General features: G+C 36.9%; 15 protein-coding genes and 2 tRNA genes. 11 read left to right on the top strand and 6 right to left on the bottom strand.

The window, feature by feature from the left end:
• Window positions 1-18 precede the first annotated feature (18 nt).
• On the bottom strand, window positions 19-942 hold the full coding sequence (locus RINTHH_RS04535) for an alpha/beta fold hydrolase (RefSeq protein ID WP_044304644.1): 924 nt from the start codon (window positions 940-942) through the stop codon (window positions 19-21).
• A 1108-nt stretch (window positions 943-2050) separates the two neighbouring features.
• Between RINTHH_RS04535 and RINTHH_RS04530 the strand changes: the two genes are divergently transcribed.
• The 7 genes from RINTHH_RS04530 (at window position 2051) to RINTHH_RS04505 (ending at window position 7122) form a co-directional block, all read left to right on the top strand.
• Window positions 2051-2578, top strand: a complete 528-nt coding sequence (locus RINTHH_RS04530; protein WP_008233418.1) for a GNAT family N-acetyltransferase — start codon at window positions 2051-2053, stop codon at window positions 2576-2578.
• 248 nt (window positions 2579-2826) lie between these two features.
• Window positions 2827-2900, top strand: a tRNA-Pro gene (locus RINTHH_RS04525).
• 852 nt (window positions 2901-3752) lie between these two features.
• Window positions 3753-4058, top strand: coding sequence for a Tic22 family protein (locus tag RINTHH_RS11360; RefSeq protein WP_008233417.1), 306 nt, complete (start codon window positions 3753-3755; stop codon window positions 4056-4058).
• Window positions 4055-4546: a Tic22 family protein gene (locus RINTHH_RS11355; RefSeq protein ID WP_008233416.1), complete on the top strand. Its 492-nt coding sequence runs from the start codon at window positions 4055-4057 to the stop codon at window positions 4544-4546. The genes RINTHH_RS11360 and RINTHH_RS11355 overlap by 4 nt, the downstream gene beginning before the upstream one ends.
• A 3-nt stretch (window positions 4547-4549) precedes the next feature.
• A complete protein-coding gene (prmC, locus tag RINTHH_RS04515) occupies window positions 4550-5464 on the top strand; it encodes a peptide chain release factor N(5)-glutamine methyltransferase (protein WP_044304628.1) in 915 nt (304 codons plus the stop codon).
• Between the two features lie 56 nt (window positions 5465-5520).
• On the top strand, window positions 5521-6114 hold the full coding sequence (locus RINTHH_RS04510) for an L-threonylcarbamoyladenylate synthase (protein ID WP_008233414.1): 594 nt from the start codon (window positions 5521-5523) through the stop codon (window positions 6112-6114).
• Window positions 6115-6195: 81 nt separating this feature from the next.
• Window positions 6196-7122: a sensor histidine kinase gene (locus RINTHH_RS04505; protein WP_008233413.1), complete on the top strand. Its 927-nt coding sequence runs from the start codon at window positions 6196-6198 to the stop codon at window positions 7120-7122.
• On the opposite strand, the gene RINTHH_RS04500 is transcribed toward RINTHH_RS04505, so the two are convergent.
• Window positions 7046-7534: a GNAT family N-acetyltransferase gene (locus RINTHH_RS04500; RefSeq protein ID WP_044304627.1), complete on the bottom strand. Its 489-nt coding sequence runs from the start codon at window positions 7532-7534 to the stop codon at window positions 7046-7048. The genes RINTHH_RS04505 and RINTHH_RS04500 overlap by 77 nt on opposite strands.
• 1047 nt (window positions 7535-8581) lie before the next feature.
• Between RINTHH_RS04500 and secD the strand changes: the two genes are divergently transcribed.
• The 3 genes from secD to RINTHH_RS04485 are packed head-to-tail and all read left to right on the top strand — an operon-like array spanning window position 8582 to window position 11430.
• Entirely contained in the window at window positions 8582-10009 is a 1428-nt protein-coding gene (gene secD / locus RINTHH_RS04495; protein WP_008233410.1) for a protein translocase subunit SecD, read from the top strand.
• Window positions 10006-10989, top strand: a complete 984-nt coding sequence (secF, locus tag RINTHH_RS04490) for a protein translocase subunit SecF (protein WP_008233409.1) — start codon at window positions 10006-10008, stop codon at window positions 10987-10989. Before secD ends, secF begins: the two co-directional genes overlap by 4 nt.
• Window positions 10990-11016: 27 nt before the next feature.
• Entirely contained in the window at window positions 11017-11430 is a 414-nt protein-coding gene (locus RINTHH_RS04485; RefSeq protein ID WP_008233408.1) for a hypothetical protein, read from the top strand.
• A 469-nt stretch (window positions 11431-11899) separates the two neighbouring features.
• Here RINTHH_RS04485 and RINTHH_RS04480 read toward each other — a convergent pair whose 3' ends face one another.
• Together RINTHH_RS04480 and RINTHH_RS04475 are read right to left on the bottom strand one after the other, a co-directional pair.
• Window positions 11900-12883: an alpha-ketoacid dehydrogenase subunit beta gene (locus RINTHH_RS04480; RefSeq protein WP_008233407.1), complete on the bottom strand. Its 984-nt coding sequence runs from the start codon at window positions 12881-12883 to the stop codon at window positions 11900-11902.
• A 628-nt stretch (window positions 12884-13511) separates the two neighbouring features.
• The gene (locus RINTHH_RS04475; protein ID WP_008233405.1) at window positions 13512-15419 is read right to left on the bottom strand and encodes a cation:proton antiporter; all 1908 of its coding nucleotides are present in this window, start codon (window positions 15417-15419) and stop codon (window positions 13512-13514) included.
• Window positions 15420-15700: 281 nt separating this feature from the next.
• Between RINTHH_RS04475 and RINTHH_RS04470 the strand changes: the two genes are divergently transcribed.
• Window positions 15701-15773 (top strand) — tRNA-Glu (locus tag RINTHH_RS04470).
• A 61-nt stretch (window positions 15774-15834) separates the two neighbouring features.
• Here the strand turns inward: RINTHH_RS04470 and RINTHH_RS04465 are convergent.
• Both RINTHH_RS04465 and RINTHH_RS04460 read right to left on the bottom strand, forming a co-directional pair.
• Window positions 15835-16440 (bottom strand): SRPBCC family protein, encoded by a 606-nt coding sequence (locus RINTHH_RS04465; protein ID WP_231291155.1) that lies wholly within the window; start codon window positions 16438-16440, stop codon window positions 15835-15837.
• Window positions 16433-18490 (bottom strand): sensor histidine kinase, encoded by a 2058-nt coding sequence (locus tag RINTHH_RS04460; protein ID WP_008233395.1) that lies wholly within the window; start codon window positions 18488-18490, stop codon window positions 16433-16435. The genes RINTHH_RS04465 and RINTHH_RS04460 overlap by 8 nt, the downstream gene beginning before the upstream one ends.
• Window positions 18491-19129 lie beyond the last annotated feature (639 nt).

The following is a 19129-nucleotide window of genomic DNA, read 5'->3' as shown; positions in this document are numbered from 1 at the left end:
AAAATCTTTCACCCTCTCCTATATCCTAATTCCTAATTTATTCTGGTTAATAAGATAACGAATATGATTAGCCACTGCATCTGGCTGTTCTAGCATTGCGAAATTCCCACAGTCAGGGATTTCGAGCACATTATCACCACAATTATCAAAAAGAGGATGAAAACTCGCTAAATGGCGAACATATTTGGGTTCCATTACCTGATCATTCGCACCAGCTAAAAAATATACAGGCTGCTTCAATTGAGAAACCAACTGTGGCAAGTGATTGATCTCGTCTTCTGTGGTTGAATCTAGCAATGTTCCCAAAGCAGCTTCTGGATTAGCAACTATAAAATCAACAACTCGTTGACGTGCCCAATAGCGTTCTAGGGGACGGGCCACATTACTTCTTGCGAATAACAAATCAATTAGAGGTAGCTGAAATAACCACCGGGGACGAATTTGTAAAAACCTTTGTCCGGCAGAGCGAAATTCTTCAAAAGCTTCTTTGAGATAGATACCCCCACCTGCATTTATACAAATTACCCCATGAACTAAATTTGTTAACTCGGCAGCAGCCCACAAAGCAATGGTTCCTCCCCAAGAATGACCAACTAGCCAGGCACTTGTTATATTCAATTTTTCCAGCAAAATTTTTAGATCACAAGCATACTTAGCAGGTGTATAGATGGAATTAAAGGGATTTCCACTCATACCACCATCATTTGTCACCATTACATTCGTACGTTCAATATGGCTAGTGGTAATCTGACACTGGGACTGACCAAAACCCCGTAAATCATAAGATAGGCACTGAAAACTATCTGCCAGTCGAGAAATAACAGGCTGCCAATAACCACGACTGTTAAGCCAACCATGAACAAACACCAAAGTAAGGTGGGAAGAGGTCGAATATGTTAGTTCATATACATGGGGAACGCCTAATATTTCTATGGTTGCCATCATAATTCCATCCTTACCTTACTTTAGGAACCCCTAAAGAAGCAGGCATTTAAAATAAAAATGAGGATAAGTAATCGCAATGTGGAGTGATGAGGTTTCAACCTTATTTATTCATAGCTTTAGGATTTTTCCATCAGACAGTACACGTGAACTAAAAAAATTGAGGCAGTAAGTCAGCCTCAATTACCAAAATCGGTAGACCAAAAATTAGATTGCCACAATATAAAATATGGATTTGAACCTATTTTAGTACTAGACAAATTTAAGTATTACTACTAGCATATTTTACCTTTCACACTTCCCCCTATCCCCCAAAACTTAACAAACTACTATACTGTATGGCGAAACCTTAAAACCAACATTTTATAAATTTGTTGGTTGAATATAAACTACGACTATGGGTAATCAAACCATAATCAACAAAAATACTCAACATTTAATTTCATATAAAAGAGTAATTCTTATTAGGTTGAGTCCAAAGTGCCTTATTCTCCCTTACAAGTTAAATTCAATTTTATAGTGATGATTTTTTTAATAAAGGGAACAAGCTAATAAGCTGGTTATAGTTTTTGTAAGTGATTTTTCCTGCGCACTGATTGTTCATAATAACGGTAAGCAATCTAATTGAAATACTTTGATTTTAGGGTAGAAGGTTTTCAGTTTGAAATTAGTGCTTTCTGGGGGGTAGGAAGAATATAATGGTTTGCTTTTCCTGTCAATCTCTACTCTAAATGGTAATTTGTACGCCAGAAAGAAATTATTAGGGGTTTCAGAACATAGGTACATATTCTACCAAATTCAGCCCTAGCTTTTTAATTTCCTTTTTGGTAATACACAATTGCCAAGTCTATAGCATGGAGCTATTATTTTTGATCTGCAGTTGAATTTTAGATATTTGGTCAATTTTTACTAGTTTCTACGACAAAATGTTAGAGTTGAAAATGATTGACGTATTATCAACGCTAAATACTCTGTTGGTACCAATGTTCTTCCCAAAACTAACTTAATTTATGTTATGGGAAAAGTAAAAGTATACAGATATGCAACACGTTGATAAGTAATCTCTCATTGAAATATAGTCCATTTTTACTATCCGGACCGTGCTAACATGGGTTTTTGGAAAGCTTGGTTTAGTAACCCTGAAGCGATTACTACGGCAAAAAATACATTTGTTGAGGAAGAGAAGATAAATGCTAAAGCTAATAAAAAAAATGTTGGTAATCATATTATATTCAGTACAGAACGGGAAATAGATTTATATCAGTTGGAAGAACTATGCGATGCTGTAGGTTGGTCACGACGTCCACTACGCAAGGTTAAAAAGGCAATTGAGCATAGTTTTCTTGTTGTCTCCATGTGGCAAGTACAAAATACTCAAAAACATTTGATCGGCTTTGCTCGCGCCACATCAGATCATGCTTTTAATGCCACAATTTGGGATGTGGTAGTCCATCCCAAATTTCAAGGTAAAGGGTTGGGCAAAGTACTTATGCAATATATTCTTAAACAACTTAGAAGTGAAGAAATCAGTAATGTGACTCTGTTTGCTGATCCCGATGTTGTCGAGTTTTATCAGAGCTTGGGTTTCATGCCTGATCCTGAAGGAATTAAGGGAATGTTCTGGTATCCACACTAGTGTTTTCATTTGCATTTACATTTTTACACTAAAACATATGGAGCTTTTTAATTTATAGTTTCTATCAACAATGACTATAAGGTACTAGTCTCTTTCTCTTTTGACTTTTATAAAATTCCTTAAATTACCAGCACTAGATGTAAATACTATGGTAAGATAGAACTCACATTGGGAGAATTCAAGTTAACCCTTCAAAGGCAGTATAATTAGGTACCTGGAGTTAGCTTCTGAACTCGGCCATGGATCTACGGGATGTAGCGCAGCTTGGTAGCGCGCCTGCTTTGGGAGCAGGATGCCGCAGGTTCGAATCCTGTCATCCCGATATATACTCTTACCCTAGATTTTGCAAATAATATCTAGGTTTTTGTCTTTAATTGGATCTTTAATCCTAAATGAACTTGAACATTTGTGTGAATTGGAGAATTTCTAAAAAATAATTTCAGTTAAGAGATTTAACTGAAATTATTTTTTGGTATTTGCAAGTCATATTAGCCTAGGAGGGTAAGTAGCCAACCTAAATACAATTGATACAGGTTATTTTCCGGTATTTTAGATTCTTTACTATCTATATCGATATTTACTTAAATCCGTAATATTTGCCTCTACAATTCTACCATCTTGCCTGGTGATTATCCCTAGAATAACAATTATTTATATAGCTATTCTTTGAGTGAATAGCTATATTCTTCTCCATGACTGCAATAACTATTGATATATGTCAATATTATTAAGTAATTGGATATATTAATTATTCCCCTTTAGATGAGTTCCTCAAAATACTTAAATTTAATCTGAACTTCTTGTAGTGGTATTAGATTAATTAGTTTTCATGATAAATTAGATCAAAATAAATGGAATAATAATCCTGCCATAATTATCAGAATCATGGCCACTGTATTATTCTTTTTTAGATTTGAATATTTTAGAATAAAGAAAAGACTAGAAAAGCATTGTTTGTTTTTATTTATAAGAGTACATACTCAATAAAATGCTTCCAGTTATTATTAAATGACCTTGTATTTAAGCAGAAGTATGTTTGAACGTTAAAAGCTAATACAAAGTTTTCTTAGTCGTAAGAAAAAGATACACTGAATTACAACTCTTGTGTGACATACATATATAATTCAGGAAATTACCTTGCTCAATTAATAAGTATTTAATGCTAGGAGTCGTTATGAGATCATTGGTTTATTGGGGTATGAAATTAGGCTTATTAGGAACGACTCTAATAACATCTATACTAATTGATATTGCCCCATTGCTAGCATTATCAGAATCCGAGGTAGTCAAAAAATTAAATAACACGCCATGTTTTTTAATTACCAATAGTAATGGTTTGCCATTAACTCGCCGTTTATCAGATAAAGATGGAAAGTCAAGTTTATCCTACACCCAAGTATTTATGAGTATTAGAGAAGCTCAATCCTTTATCAGTAAATTGCAGCAACAAAAAAACAAGCTCCTAAAATTGCAGCAATGATAAATGAACTAAGGATAACAACTGTGGGATTGGGAGACATCCACAAAAAGTCTCGTGAAAGTGCCAAACACCCCAATGGTTTGAAGTTTGCTTTTCAACCAGGACAAGAAGAGATTAAAGGTGCGCTCGCTTTGCTAAAGCAGCAGGGTAGGAAAATTGATAAATTCATTAGTGTACCTCTATTTATGATCAGTGCAGAAGGCAAGGGATATATATCAATAAAAAGGGGGCCAAATCAGGATGAAATCATTCCATTGTACTTTAGTAAGAAAGATGCCCAAAATCTATTAAAACAAGTGAAGAAAAAATATCCCAAAGCTAAATTGGAGGTAGGCGATATCGATGGGGTACTCAATGTGTTGTACAAGAGGAATGATTCGTGGTTAAGCCAAGTATTTTTAGTCCCATCTTCTGACAGTTTACAATTTTTTAGTCAGATGCAGAAAACAAAGGATAGTAATCATAAACTTCTTAAGCCAAAGGGTTAATACATAGTGGAAAAGCAGTTTTTCGTTTCCGGTTTGGAACTTTGGCATTGGCGAAACAAAGCGATTGAAGCTGCGGTCGCGTCTAATATTTCCCCTAGAGAGGTTGACTGGTTATTACTAAAAGTAGCTAGTTTAGATCGGTTATCAATCTGTTTAGATTATTTCAAAGAATGGCCAAAAATTGTCTTAAAATTTCCCTTTAAGGATTTAGAAGTAATGTGGCAAAGACGAATCACAGAACGTCTGCCAGTACAGTATATTGCTGGAATTACATCTTGGAGGCAATTTGAACTAATAGTTTCTACTAGGGTGTTAATTCCCAGACCGGAAACTGAAATTTTGATTGATTTGGCAATAGAAGCAACTCAGTATACTAAGGAGGATTTAAATTTAAATCAAGGGCATTGGGCTGATTTGGGGACGGGCAGTGGTGCAATAGCATTGGGGCTAGCTGACGCTTTTCCCAATGCTATTATTCATGCCGTGGACTGCTCTAGTGATGCTTTGGTAATCGCACAGCAGAATGCCGAGAAATATGGTTTTGCTCATATAGTCAAATTTTATGAAGGTTATTGGTGGCAACCCTTGGAATTACTTAAAGGCCAATTCAGTGGAATGGTTTCTAACCCCCCTTATATCCCTGTTGGGATGCTGCCAAATTTACAACCAGAGGTTAGACAGCATGAACCCCATTTAGCTTTGGATGGGGGAGAGTTCGGCTTGGATTGTATTCTCCACTTGATAAATTTATCCCCCAGATATTTATGTCCAGGAGGTTTGTGGTTATTGGAAATTATGGCTGGACAAGCTGATATGGTTAAAAAATTATTAGAACGGCAAGGTAGCTATGATAATATCCATATCCATACTGATTTGGCTGGAATTGAACGTTTTGCTGTTGCCCAAATAAAGAGATAGGGAGAGAAGAAGCTGAGGAGAAATAAATCTTTCAATATTCCCTATTTTCTTAAACTATGAGTCAAGTTAGTATTACTGAATTAATAGCTGGTGCGATTAGTGGTCATTTGGTAAGTTTTCCTACAGATACTGTTCCTGCGCTGGCTACCTTACCAGAAAAAGCTGATTTAATATTTGATGTGAAACAACGCAGTAAGGATAAACCTTTAATCCTTATTGCAGCTAGTACTGATGATTTATGGAGTTTTGTTCAAGGAAGCGATTCTGAGTTTGAAATTTGGCGGCAAGTAGCCCAGAAATACTGGCCTGGGGCCTTGACTTTAGTATTACCCTCTTCTGCAAAAGTACCCTCAGTAATGAACCCCATGAATCGAACTACAATTGGTATTCGCGTTTCTAATAGTCCAATTGCCCGACAGATTTTAAGCCATACAGGACCAATGGCAACTAGTAGTGCCAATTTGTCTGGAAAACCGGCTTTGCAAACGATGGCAGAAATTAGTATTACTTTCCCTAAAGCTCTTACATTAAGAGTAACAAAAGAATATGAATATATGGAGCTATTAGGCAGTGGTTTAGCTTCCACTATTGCTAAATGGGAAAACAAAAAAAGTTGGCAGGTTTTACGTCAAGGTCAAATAGAGTTGTGACAGTTACATTGTAAGTATCACTATTTACTCCTTTCAATCTTACATAGTCAATAAATTAATTTATAATTACTAAAAAGCCATATGACTTGGATTAATTGGGCATATCTGGGAGTAGGAGTTGGGCTAGGAATATTAATTAAAAGAATTGAGCAACATTCCCAGGATATAATGATCACCACCTCAAGAAAGTCTGACCATGACAACCATAAATTAGATTTGCAGCAGCAAATACAAAAAACTCAAATGGCATATGAAATGGCAAGAGAAATGAGCTATTTCAAGTCAGGATTTTTGGCTAGAACTACACATGTGTTACGTTCTCCCTTGAATGGCCTGATCGGATTACACCAGTTAATCTTATCTGACTTATGTGATAGCTCAGAAGAAGAGCGAAAGTTCTTATCTCAAGCTAATGAAAGAGCATTAAAGTTATTGAAATTAATTGATGAAATTCTTCTAATTGCTAAGATGGAACATGGGACTAACGAATTAAATATCAGCTCTGTATCCTTGGCTGAATTATTGAAGAATGTACATCAAATTATTTACATGTTGGCAGAAAATCGTAACTATCCCTTACAGGTAAGAATCCCTGATGCAGATATTTATGTGTTGGCTGATGTTTATTGGTTACGGCAAGTACTGGTGAATTTATTGAGTTTAGCTATTCTAAATATGGAAGAAGGTAGCATTTCTGTTTCTAGCAACAATAATACTGAAAATAATATAGTTCATATTTATTTAGATGTTCCCCAAGCCACAATTCCTGAAAGTGAAGCCATTGATTACTTAAACCCAGATGTGTTTAATCGAGACCAGGAAAATCATGTTTCACCAGGGATGAGACTGTTAATGAATCAGACAATTTTAGAATTGATGGGGGGAAAACTGGAAATAGTTCCCTATCCCATACTTGAAGAAGCTGGGAAATTTACAAGATTACAGGTTTCGATTCCCCAAGGGCTTGTTTCAACTGCATCCCCCCAACCGTCAGAGAGGATGAATTAGATTGGTTATATAAAACCATGGTGCTTGTGGAATTCAGTTGAAATCCGATACGTTGATAGAAACGTTGTTGATGAGTTGTCATCAAATATATTCTTTCCACCCGATGTATACAGGGGTGGCTTATAACTGTTTCCACTAATTTACTTCCTAAACCACTACCTTGATATTCCGGGTGAATTATCACATCCCAAATAGTAGCACGATAGATACCATCGGATATTGCCCTAGCAAAACCAATCAGTTTTTGTTGATCCCAAACTGTAATTACGGGGTTGCTATTATTAATAGCAATGTTGAGATCTTCTAAACTGCGGTCTTGTGCCCAGAAAGCTGATACATCAAAAAGCTTTTGTAATTGGTGAAGATCAATCTCTGATTTATGATCACTAAACAAAATAAGAGAATTATTCATAAGAGATTTGTTGGAGAATTAAGGGAAAATTAGTACCTAGGTGGTGATAGTGATAAACACTAAGTAAGCATTGGAGCAAGATTGGCTTATATGGACAATAATGACTGGATCAAATAGGAAAAGCCCTGAAGCGTTGTTCGCAATCCTTTAGTACTGTCTATAAACAATCAGAACGATTGCTTTATTATTCTATGCCAATACATTTTTCGAGTATGAAGCAGAGCTCGCTTGCTAAATCTTCAGGATAAATTGTTTTGCATTCTGTTCTAAATTCAAATATTATCCAACATTTGATTTACCAGATACTTTAGATTTGATATTGACTATACTAAAACACATTGATGTGAATGCATAAATTAGAAAGAATTTTATGAATATAATTTTGGATAAGAAGATTCTATTGTCAGAACAATAATTCTAATGATATGTAGCATAGAAAAACTGATTTGGTCTTTTATTAAGTTGAGTAAGTTATGATTAATGGAGGTTAATATTCTATTCAATTCCTTCAAGATTCGGAAAAATAAAAATAGAATGCTTGTATTAAAAATCTAATTCACACTTGCAATTAAGTTTATATATGGATGGAAAGCAGAGGTGAGGTTTGAGTTTCAAACAGTAAAATTTTAGGAAAAGTTCACTACATCTTAGAGATATAGTGGCGATTTTATCTGATGTTAATGTTTGGGTATACGCTGATTAGGTATTTCTTAGAATCGGAAAATAACATAATCATATTTTTATCCTCCATCAGGAAGCTCATAAATAGTGAATTTTTCAAAGATAATGGAGTTGATTCCGTACGATTTGTAACAATGGGTTTTTTTGATGGTGGAATAGTATACCTGAAGTCATGATTACTTATGAATTACTCGATACTTGATCTTATAAAGTTATGGAGCTCCAAGAAAGAAGTATGATCTTATACCATCTTCTAGGAGGTTGACTAAGGAATATTAACCGAAATCCTGATCTATTTCCCATCAACTCCAATCTAAAATCCAAACAAAATTGGTTATGATAGCCCTTATTGCAGTGAGTAATTATATGCAAAGAAGGCGATCACTATTAGCTTTGATTATATTTTTATTAATTGCCTCATTGGCAGTTATTATTAGTCCCGTCTTTCCCTTAGAATTGGGTTTGGATTTGAAAGGTGGTTCTCAGTTAACTATTCAGATTAATACCACACCGGAAATTAAGGAGATAACCAAAAAAGAATTAGAAGCTGTACAAAAAGTTGTTGAAGGTAGAATTAATGCCTCTGGAGTTGTAGAACCCTTAATTCAAGGAGTCGGTAATGACCAGATTTTAGTACAATTGCCAGGTGTAGACAATCCAGAGGAAGCTGAGCGTAGGCTGAAAGGAACAGCACTGTTGGAATTCCGCCAACAAAAACAAGACACGGAAGCTCAATTATTTGCTTTACGTACTTTGGGAAAACAACTTCAAACCAAACAGCAGGAATTACTGGCTAGGAAAGAAGAGAATAATTCTGAAGAAGTTGTCAAGAATAAGGCCTCTTTGGAAGAGAATAAACAGGAAATCAAGGAATTATTTGAAAGTACAAACCCTCCACTGACTGGTAAATTGCTAGATGATGCCTATGGAGAACCGACCCAAGGTAGTAACTGGAACGTAGCTATTCGTTTCAAATCTAAGGGTGGAGACTTATTTACAAATCTCACTAAACAATTAGCTGGAACTGGACGCAGTATAGGTATTTTCCTCGATGATGAATTAATTAGTTTCCCTACTGTGGGGCCAGAATTTGCTATCACAGGCATTACAGGTGGTGCAGCAGTAATTACCGGAACTTTTACAGCACAAGAAGCGCAAGACTTAGGTATTCAATTAAAAGGAGGCTCTTTACCTGTTCCCATAGAAGTTGTAGAAATTCGTACTGTAGGTGCAACTTTAGGGCAAGATAGCATTAAACATAGCATATATGCTGCTTTAGGTGGTTTAGTACTAGTTTTAGTTTTTATGGTGGTTTACTATCGACTACCAGGAGTGATAGCTGATATATCTCTAATAATTTACTCAATTCTGACATTAGCTTGCTTTATACTTCTGGGTGTAACTCTCACACTGCCAGGTATAGCAGGTTTTATCTTAAGTATTGGTATGGCTGTGGATGCAAATATATTAATTTTTGAACGAACAAGAGAAGAATTGTGTACAGGGAAATCCTTATACCGTTCGGTAGAGTCTGGATTTTACAGGGCATTTTCAAGTATATTAGATAGCAATCTAACAACCCTCATTGCCTGTACAGCCCTATATTTTTTGGGTTATAGTTTCGTCAAGGGTTTTGCTGTAACCTTAGCCATAGGTGTGGTTGTTAGTATGTTTACTGCTACTACCTGTAGTCGTACTTTAATGTTTATGGCAGTATCAACCCCCAATCTTCGAAAACCAGAACTATTTTGTCCTAAGTTACCTACTTCTAAAACAGCAGAGGTGACACAGTGAAATTACATATTAATAAATGGCGATCACTTTGGTGGAGTATTTCTGCTGCAATAATTGCTCTTGGGATCACATCCATGATAATTTCTTGGCAAATCACTAGTTACCCTCTTCGTCCTAGTTTGGATTTTATTGGTGGAACACGTTTGCTACTTGGGAGAGATTGTAGTAAGACTGAAAACTGTAATAAGCCCATTGATATTAATTTGGTACGTGATATTGTCAGGCAGCAGGGTTTAGGTGATAGCAGCATCCAAATTATTGCTGATAAGGAATCAGGAAAAAATGATGGACTACTAGTTCGTACCAAAACTCTAGATGTGGATCAACGTAAGAACCTACAAGACAGAATCAGTGCTGAGATTGGTTCATTTAGCCCCAATAAGAATCAGATTGATACTGTTGGTCCAACTCTAGGACTTCAATTATTTAACTCAGGAATCGTAGCTTTAATAGTTTCCTTTATTGGTATTGTTATTTATCTCGGTATTCGCTTTCAGTGGGATTACTCTGTCTTTGCTATTGTTGCAATCTTACACGATTTATTAGTAACAGTGGGGGTCTTTTCCGTCCTTGGTTTATTTTTAAATATGGAAGTTGGCAGCCTATTTATTGTTGCATTGTTGACAATTACAGGTTTTTCCGTAAATGATACTGTGGTCATATATGATCGCATCCGAGAAAATCTTAAAAACCAAGGCAATATTCCCTTTAATGAGATTGTAGATAATGCTGTTAATCAATCCATTACCCGTTCAGTTAATACAACTTTAACTACTCTAATGAGTCTAGTTGCAATTTTTTTATTTGGTGGTGAAACATTAAGAAACTTTGCCTTGGCATTGATTATTGGTTTTAGCGTAGGTGCTTATTCGAGTATATTTATTGCCAGCACTCTTCTTGCTTGGTGGCGGGAACGTAAAGGTGAATCTAACATCAACTATACTCCAAAACCTATTGACGCAAATGTAGATAACTCATAGAATTACTTATTCTCTTGATTCCCAGCCATGGATCCACTAGAAAAAATCCTACCAACAGATGTAAACATGGCAATTTCTGATCCTCATTTTGCTCGGCAGGTGCAAAAGTTGCATAATTTGACAATCCGTGGCAGATGGTTACTTATCAGCTGCTTATGGCTGATAATTGCCCCATTGTCTCTGTGGGGTCTCAAAGAGGAAATATTATTATGGCGGCAGTATTTTACTTGGGTTGCGATTCGATATGCACTGTACTATCACCCATTCTCAACTTTGGGTTTAGTCATTTGTGTTAGCATGACAGTCGTAGTTCTTGTTTTGCAAAGCCGTAATTTTATCTTTGGTTTACCACAGTCTGAGCTTAAACGTCTTGAACAGAAAGTTTCTCAAATAAGACAGCAGGGCCAGAGCCATCCTCTCTGGAAGTGGATCAACAATTAGACATGTTAAAATATATGAGAACCAAACTAGTTTGTTATGTATTCAAATATACACACACGGTTTTGTTTTATGGTTGCCATTAGGTTTAAATAACCTCAAGTTGCAAACCAAATTCTACAATCATATTGATTTTTTGAAACTTGTATACATACTGCTGTCATAATTACTACTGTCACAAGGACATTCTCACAAAACTATATTAGTCAGTATTTAACTATTCAAAAAAAAGCAATTGATAAATTTAACTTCTAAAATTCACTTTGCAATTTATGCAGCTTTAAAAGACCGCTTTTCAATTTTTTTGTTAAAAATATAATAAACACTTGTAATAGACAAAAACTATTTATTCTCCGGGGATAAGTGTCCTTTCCCCTGTTCTGAGATACAGAGGAAGGCACTTATTTGTCCTGCAATTTTTCGCCCCTAATATTTGGGTTATCAGAATGCTGGATTTTATCCTCCAATGAATTTAGACCCTTAAAGCTACCATTTTTTCGACAGCTTCAACAACTTGTTCTGGCTGGACAATAGTTAAACGTTCTAAATTACCATTATAAGGAGTGGGGATATCCTGTGAGGCAAGCCGTAATACAGGTGCGTCCAATTCATCAAATAGTCTGTCATTAATAGAAGCAGTTAATTCTGCCCCAATACCGCCACTACGCATACATTCCTCCACAATAATCACCTTGTGGGTTTTTCGGATTGATTGACCAATAGTATCAAAATCCAAGGGTTTGAGAGAAATTAAATCAATTATTTCTGGATCATAACCTTGTTGCTCCAAAGTATTTACCGCTTGTATAACGTGGTATCGCATCCGCGAGTAAGTCAGAATAGTTACATCTTTTCCAAAACGTACCACTTCTGCTTTATCCAGCGGTAGAATATATTCTTCAGATGGCAAATCTTCCTTGAGATTGTACAGTAGTACATGTTCAAAAAAGAGCACTGGATTATCATCCCGGATAGCCGACTTAAGAAGTCCTTTGGCGTTATAAGGAGTCGAACAGGCAACTATTTTTAAGCCTGGCACAGCTTGAAAATAAGCCTCAAGACGTTGAGAGTGCTCTGCACCTAACTGTTTCCCTACACCACCAGGACCCCTAATAACCATAGGAATTTTAAAATTACCACCAGAAGTATAGCGCAGCATCCCAGCGTTATTAGCAATTTGGTTAAAGGCTAAGAGTAAAAACCCCATATTCATCCCTTCAACAATTGGTCTTAATCCAGTAATTGCTGCTCCTACTGCTAAACCCGTAAAGCTATTTTCAGCAATAGGAGTATCTAGTAGTCGCAAATCACCATATTTTTTATATAAATCTTTAGTGACCTTGTAGGAACCGCCATAGTGTCCCACGTCTTCACCGAGTAAAAACACGGTAGAATCGCGAGCCATTTCTTCATCAATGGCTTCCCGCAGAGCGTTAAAAAGTACTGTTTCTGCCATTCCAACTATAATACAATGATTGTTTTAGAATCTTACCGTGTATTTGCCCCTGATAAGGTGAGCAATGCTTCAAAGCAAATCCTATAAAATAAAGGACTTGGTAAACATCAATGTAAAACCCACGTGGGGAACTTTCCTGAGTAAAGGGATAAAAGCAATTAAAGCTTCAATACCAAAGACAAACCACACCAGCAGCATATTTTAGTATCAATATTTTTATTCTGCGATTGTGTTTACATGCCTGTTCACATGACTATTAAACCTCAATTTGGAGGGATTGCCTAGTACATCAGGGTACAAGTAAGAAACTAGCATGTAAAGAAGTACAAAAATTGATTAATTACAGCTTTTCACATTTTTATAATTATCAACTTGTTTACACCACCATGTTATCTTGAACCACTGAACTATGTAACTTTTTAGAATGCAACAAGTGTGGCAATACTTTTCCCTAACTCTTGCAGAGAATACAGGGATAGGGATGTATACCAAACTGACACTATTTTAACCTTAATAGTAAAGTTATACGGAAAATAGTGAATAAAAATCATGGAAACTCGACTGAAGTTAGAAATCATGAGAACCACCTACTATTTTCTCCCGACTCATAATTATCTTACCCAGAAGCTTAATTCATAGATAGTTGAGCTAATTTTGCCATGGGTACTTCTTCAACCTGAGGTAACTTTTCTAAGGGTAGACGAGTAGACTGGTTTCCTCCAGACAATCGTTTCAGCAATTCAGGCCTTGGATCATGTAATAAGTAAATAATACGATCACCATCTTCCCAACCATAATTAGCTGTTATTACCTGTAAATGTCCTTTCCTTTCCAATAATAAGGGTACTAATTCCCCTGTTTCAATTAATCTTTGTATTCCTTCATGTTGCTGAGTTAATTCCGCACTTGTGAATGTGGTAGTTCCCAATTTAACTTGTCCATCATTTAAATACTGGTTCCAGGTTTTGATTGCTAAATTAGATGAAAATGCCTGGCTCACTTTATTCTTTTCGCTAGAACTATTGGTTTGGGGACTTCTGGGAAATATAGCCAAAACCCTAGGAGGTTCAAATTCTTCTGCTGCTCTCTGGGCAAGGACAAAGTTTACCTCCCCATTATTAGTCATTGCCAAAAAAGTTCCCATTGATAACAATCCAGCTTCTTCTAAAACCCCTGTATCTAGTGCGCTGCTAGCAATTACTCGAATGTTCTGTGCTTCTGCCTGCTCTGAAGCCTGCTTATCAGTATCAATCATTACTACTGGTTCCCCTCTATCCTGAAAGAATTGAGCCACCAATAAACTGAGGGGATTACAACCCACAATTACTAATCCAGTGGTATCCGTGGCGGTAATTCGCAACCATTGAGCAAGAAAACCAGCCGTTAAACCTTGACAAACAACGGTCATAATAATTGTCAAGAATACTAATGCTTTAATAGAATCGCCACCATTAATACCCCTTTGGGTAAGTAAAATACCAAATAAGGAGGCAATTGAGGCACAAACAATACCTCTGGGAGCCACCCAACTTAAAAATGCTTTCTGCCGCCAGTTGAGATTGCTATTCCAGGTACAGAATAAGATGTTGATAGGGCGAACCACAAACATGAGCACTAAAACTGTACACAAACTACCCCAGCCTAAAGCAAAGATGCTATCAATCGATAAATCAGCCGCCAGCAAGATAAACAACACCGAAAGGCTTAGAATTGTTAGTTGACCTTTGAAATGACGTAACAATCGCTCATCTGGAACGGAAGAATTGGCAAATACGGCCCCTGCTACTACTGTTGTCATTACTCCTGACTCACTCCGGATCATTTGGGCGATTACAAATAGGCCCCAGAGAATTGCTAATACGACTAAATTCTTCAGTTCAAACGACAAAAAATTAGCACGCTTAAAAATTAAACTCATTAAGTAACCACCTCCACCTCCAATGGCTACTCCTATGCCCAGACGTAATAACAGTCCAATAATTGCATTGGCTGGATCTGTATCACCATTCAAAATTGTGTCCAACACTACAAATGCTAGAATGGCCCCTACAGGATCGATTAAAATTCCTTCTCCTTCTAACAAAGTTGCTACCTGACGATCCACGTTAACGTGCTTGAGTAGTGGTCCAATCACTGTTGGTCCAGTAACAACAACAATAGAGGCATATAAAAAAGCAATCGGCCAGGGAAATTCTCCCAACCAGTGCGCTGCCATACTACCACCCAGCAATGTAATCATCGTCCCTAAGGTTACAAGTAATTGCAAACTCACAGAGACCCTGCCAATTTCTCGCAAATTCAGGTTTAGCCCACCTTCAAACAAAATAATTGCTGTGGCAAGAGAAACAATTACTTCCAGTCCTGTACCCAGTACATGGGGGTGTAGCAAGTCTATACCATCCGGACCTAGCAAAATTCCAAATGGCAACAGAAACAAGATGCTAGGAACCCTTAGATAGGCTGCTAACACTTGGGCACTAATACCTGCAATGACGGTAAGCACCATCTGCAGGGTAATTTCAAAAGATGCTTCCATGTAGTAGATTTTGAGTATTAGATTTCAAAATCCTTCGTAAAGAACAGTAAACATTACTCTTACAGGCTACAACATCATACCCCATGTGTTTTCGGTAGTGAAGACTTTGAAATATTTTTTCGATATGATGGCATTTAACTTCATCAATTCTCTAAGAAGGCTTGGGTGCTTATTTGGCAGCCAAACACACAAGTTAGAATTCAATTAATATAGATAAAAAATTAGAAATATATTGACATTGAGAACAAAGTCAGCTAAGTTTGAAATTGATTGGGCGTTTTGCCCCCATCGTCTAGAGGCCTAGGACACCTCCCTTTCACGGAGGCGACGGGGATTCGAATTCCCCTGGGGGTACTTTCCACATAATAGTATGAAGAATTGGGATTGACTTGTTAAGTCATATCCCCTCTCATGTCTATACGACTGGTATTTGTGCGACCCTTTTATGAATTGCTAGAAAGTTACTTCTTATGTCTTCAGAGAGACGATTCTCGGTTATGTAAACTGGTATTATTGCTTTAGGCAAAACTTCTAATGTGTAGGATAATCGTGTCCCTTGCAGCCCTTCTGTTTCGTAGCTTTCTAGGTTCCATTTCCCAGAAAATTTTTTAAAGTCCCCTTCTATCATACGGAAGTTTATCTCTTTGGGGAATGATTCTTCCAGATCTAAAACTACACGGGCACTAAAATTGAACTTAAAAAAACGTTGAGTGCCAATCTGTTCCACGCGTATACCACTATTCGGGTGGTGAATGCGTCGGCTGCGAGAAAGACTGGGAAGAAAATCGGCCAGAGCGTCATAGTCGGTTAGCACTTTCCACACATTCTCTATTGGATGAATAATATTGCTATGGGCAGTAATTTGCCTCTTACGACCACCAACTTTCTTGACATGGACATGAGCTTCTGTCGGATATACCGGAGCTGTCCCTGGAATTAAAATGTTATCGGCATCAATTATTTCCTTTGTCTGTATCAATGGGTGAGGATTGGGTTCATTCTGAGGATTGGGTTCATTCACTGTTCGAATATGGTTGATTGTCTTCAGCAAACTGGGGAAGCATAACTGTAAAACAAATATTGCTTAAATTATCACCCTCGCTAAGGGGGGTGCTTTCCACTTTTATTGAACCATTCAGGTGTTGAACTAGGGATTTGGCCAGCGCCAAGCCCAATCCAGTTCCTGGGGTCCATCGGCCCTTCCCACGACGAAATCTGTCAAAGATATAAGTAGCTTCTTCTTTTGAAATAGCACGCCCTATGTTATTTACCTCTATGATAACTCGATCTATCAGCTGTTCGACTCGTTGGGTTACCTTTAAATTAATATTACTGCCATGTTGAGAGTATTTAACGGCATTATTTAATAACTCTTGTAATATCCGTTTAAAGCTTTCTATTTCCGTCTGTGATTCTAATGGATTACTTTGCAAGTCCAAAGAGATAGTTAATCCCTTCTCCGCCACTTGATTCTGGATAGATGCAATAAAATTCTTAGTGATTATATTTATATCTACAGTTTCATATTGAAGAGGCTGACTATGACTATCCAACTTTTGTAGGGTTAGTAAATCATTTATTAAATTAATTTCCTTGCTACATTCTTGCTCAAGAATTTCTAGATAGCGTGTCTGACGGTCTGGGGTTATTCCTGGGTTGTGGAGGTTGCGAATTGCCATCCACATATTAGTTAAAGGGTAACGAAGACGGTCGCTCATATTGCTTAAGAACTCATCTTTTAAATCATTAAGTTCTTGTAATTGCTTAACATGTTGTTGCTTAATCTCGTACAATTTTGCTTGGACTTCTAAACTACGTTGTAATTGTGCCGTACGTTCGCCAACTAGGTTTTGGACTTGTCTGAGAGTTTGAGATTGAATAATTATATTGACAATCTGGGCACAAATCATTTCTAGGATATTTAATTCTCTGTTCTTCCATTGGCGATTTTGAGATTGCTGTAGGACTAGAAAGCCTAAAATTTTCCCTTGGCTTTCTAAAGGCATTAGTAGTACTGTAGGTAGTTCAGATAGTCGAAAGATTGGAGCCGCGCTGAAATTATAACCCTCTTGCTGTTCTAAATCTTCATTGACAATTATAGGCCTAATAGATGCTGTAAACACCCGTTGACATAGCGCACAATCAGCAAGAGAGAAAGATTCCTTTAGATTAGTTTTATTCTGACAGATATTCGATGTTTCTATTGACCACTCACCAACAAGATTAACTTTTGCTTTTGGAACTTGTCCTCTTTGACGCTTAAATAAGGGGTCCGTGTATTTTAAAAGCATTAATAACCCACGATCTGCATGTAGGGTTTCTGCTATTGATGCAACTGCCAATTGGAGTATTTGATTTAAGTCCAGGTTGCTGCGGCTAAGTATGGTGAGTTTCTTTAATAAATTTTGATATTGGGAGCTAGCTTCTATACTTTGTTTTTGAAAGTCAATTTTTTGAGCTTGGAGCAATTGTGCAAAAGCAATCGCACACAGGGGCTCTAACAACTTGAGTAGTTTTTTTTCTGCTCCACTCCACTCATAAGGCTGGGAGTGAATAAGGATAACCACACCATTATTATTATTGCCGAAATGTGTAGGAAGACCTAGAACTGTTTTGATTGGTAGTGGTAAATACTGACACCCAACGACCAGACTACGCTCTATGGTTGAAATATCTTCGATGGTGAATGACTCTTCTGCACACTGCATAACTGGCCAATCTAATTCGTCTATAGCAGAAAAATTGTCATTTTGAGTCATTCCCAAGTACTTTTGAGCACACCAATTAGCAGTTATAGCCTCACCATCATCACCAGGAAGAGCCACTAAGCAGCAACAATCCACTTCAAAGGTTTCACCCACAACTCGGGCAATTTCCTGCAGTACCTCTACCCCTAACAGATTAGCGGCTATAATTCGATTAATCTGTGGTACCAATTTTTGAATTGGTTTTTCCTGATGCTGCATCAGCTTAAGTGGGTTTTGTGTTTCTCGACCTGCTTCACCTGTTATCTTCGAGATAGATGATAACTGCTTTGTCGTGGCTGGTATACTTTCAGATAATGACCCCATACTTACTGCCCTTAAATTAAGCTATTTTTGCCATAGACTTTTTTATCTGACTCCGGCTACGATCTGATCAAATTAAACTGTTTACACCCCAAATATTATAGCCCCGTTCCACTGCAGACCATTAAGTAGGTATTTTTTATATGAATCCAAACACCCAATCTCAATTTATCTTGTAGGACAGGGATTGTTTTAGAGATACAGTTCTAGAGGCAAATAAGTACAATTCATCTACCCAGAAGACAGGATATAACTTCTACAGCTTAGAGACAAACCGTTTAGATACAAACCGTAAATTTTCTAGACTTACAACCAGGAGAAAATAGTTATATTACGCATTCCTACCGAAGCTGTAAAAAACGCATATTGCAATTTAAAATTTAAAACATAAATAATAATTCCCATCACTGCTTATGATTCCTAACACTTAAAAATCATGGAAATTGTCTGCTAGGAGGCGAAAACCACTGGGTATTATAACCTGGCGATTTGAGAGCTACAATGTTAACTACTAATTATGCTAAGCTAGGTATGTATGTCAAGGATTGTTGGACCCCCCACTAAACAGATAAACAATAACTTATAAATTCCCATATACAAATTGAGTATTTACAATATACAAATTGAGTATTTACAACTCTT

Origin of the sequence: Richelia intracellularis HH01, from assembly GCF_000350105.1 — a bacterium.
Lineage (GTDB): Bacteria > Cyanobacteriota > Cyanobacteriia > Cyanobacteriales > Nostocaceae > Richelia > Richelia intracellularis.
Note: the sequence above shows the minus strand (reverse complement) of the source record. Positions and strands in the feature narration are given on the sequence as shown.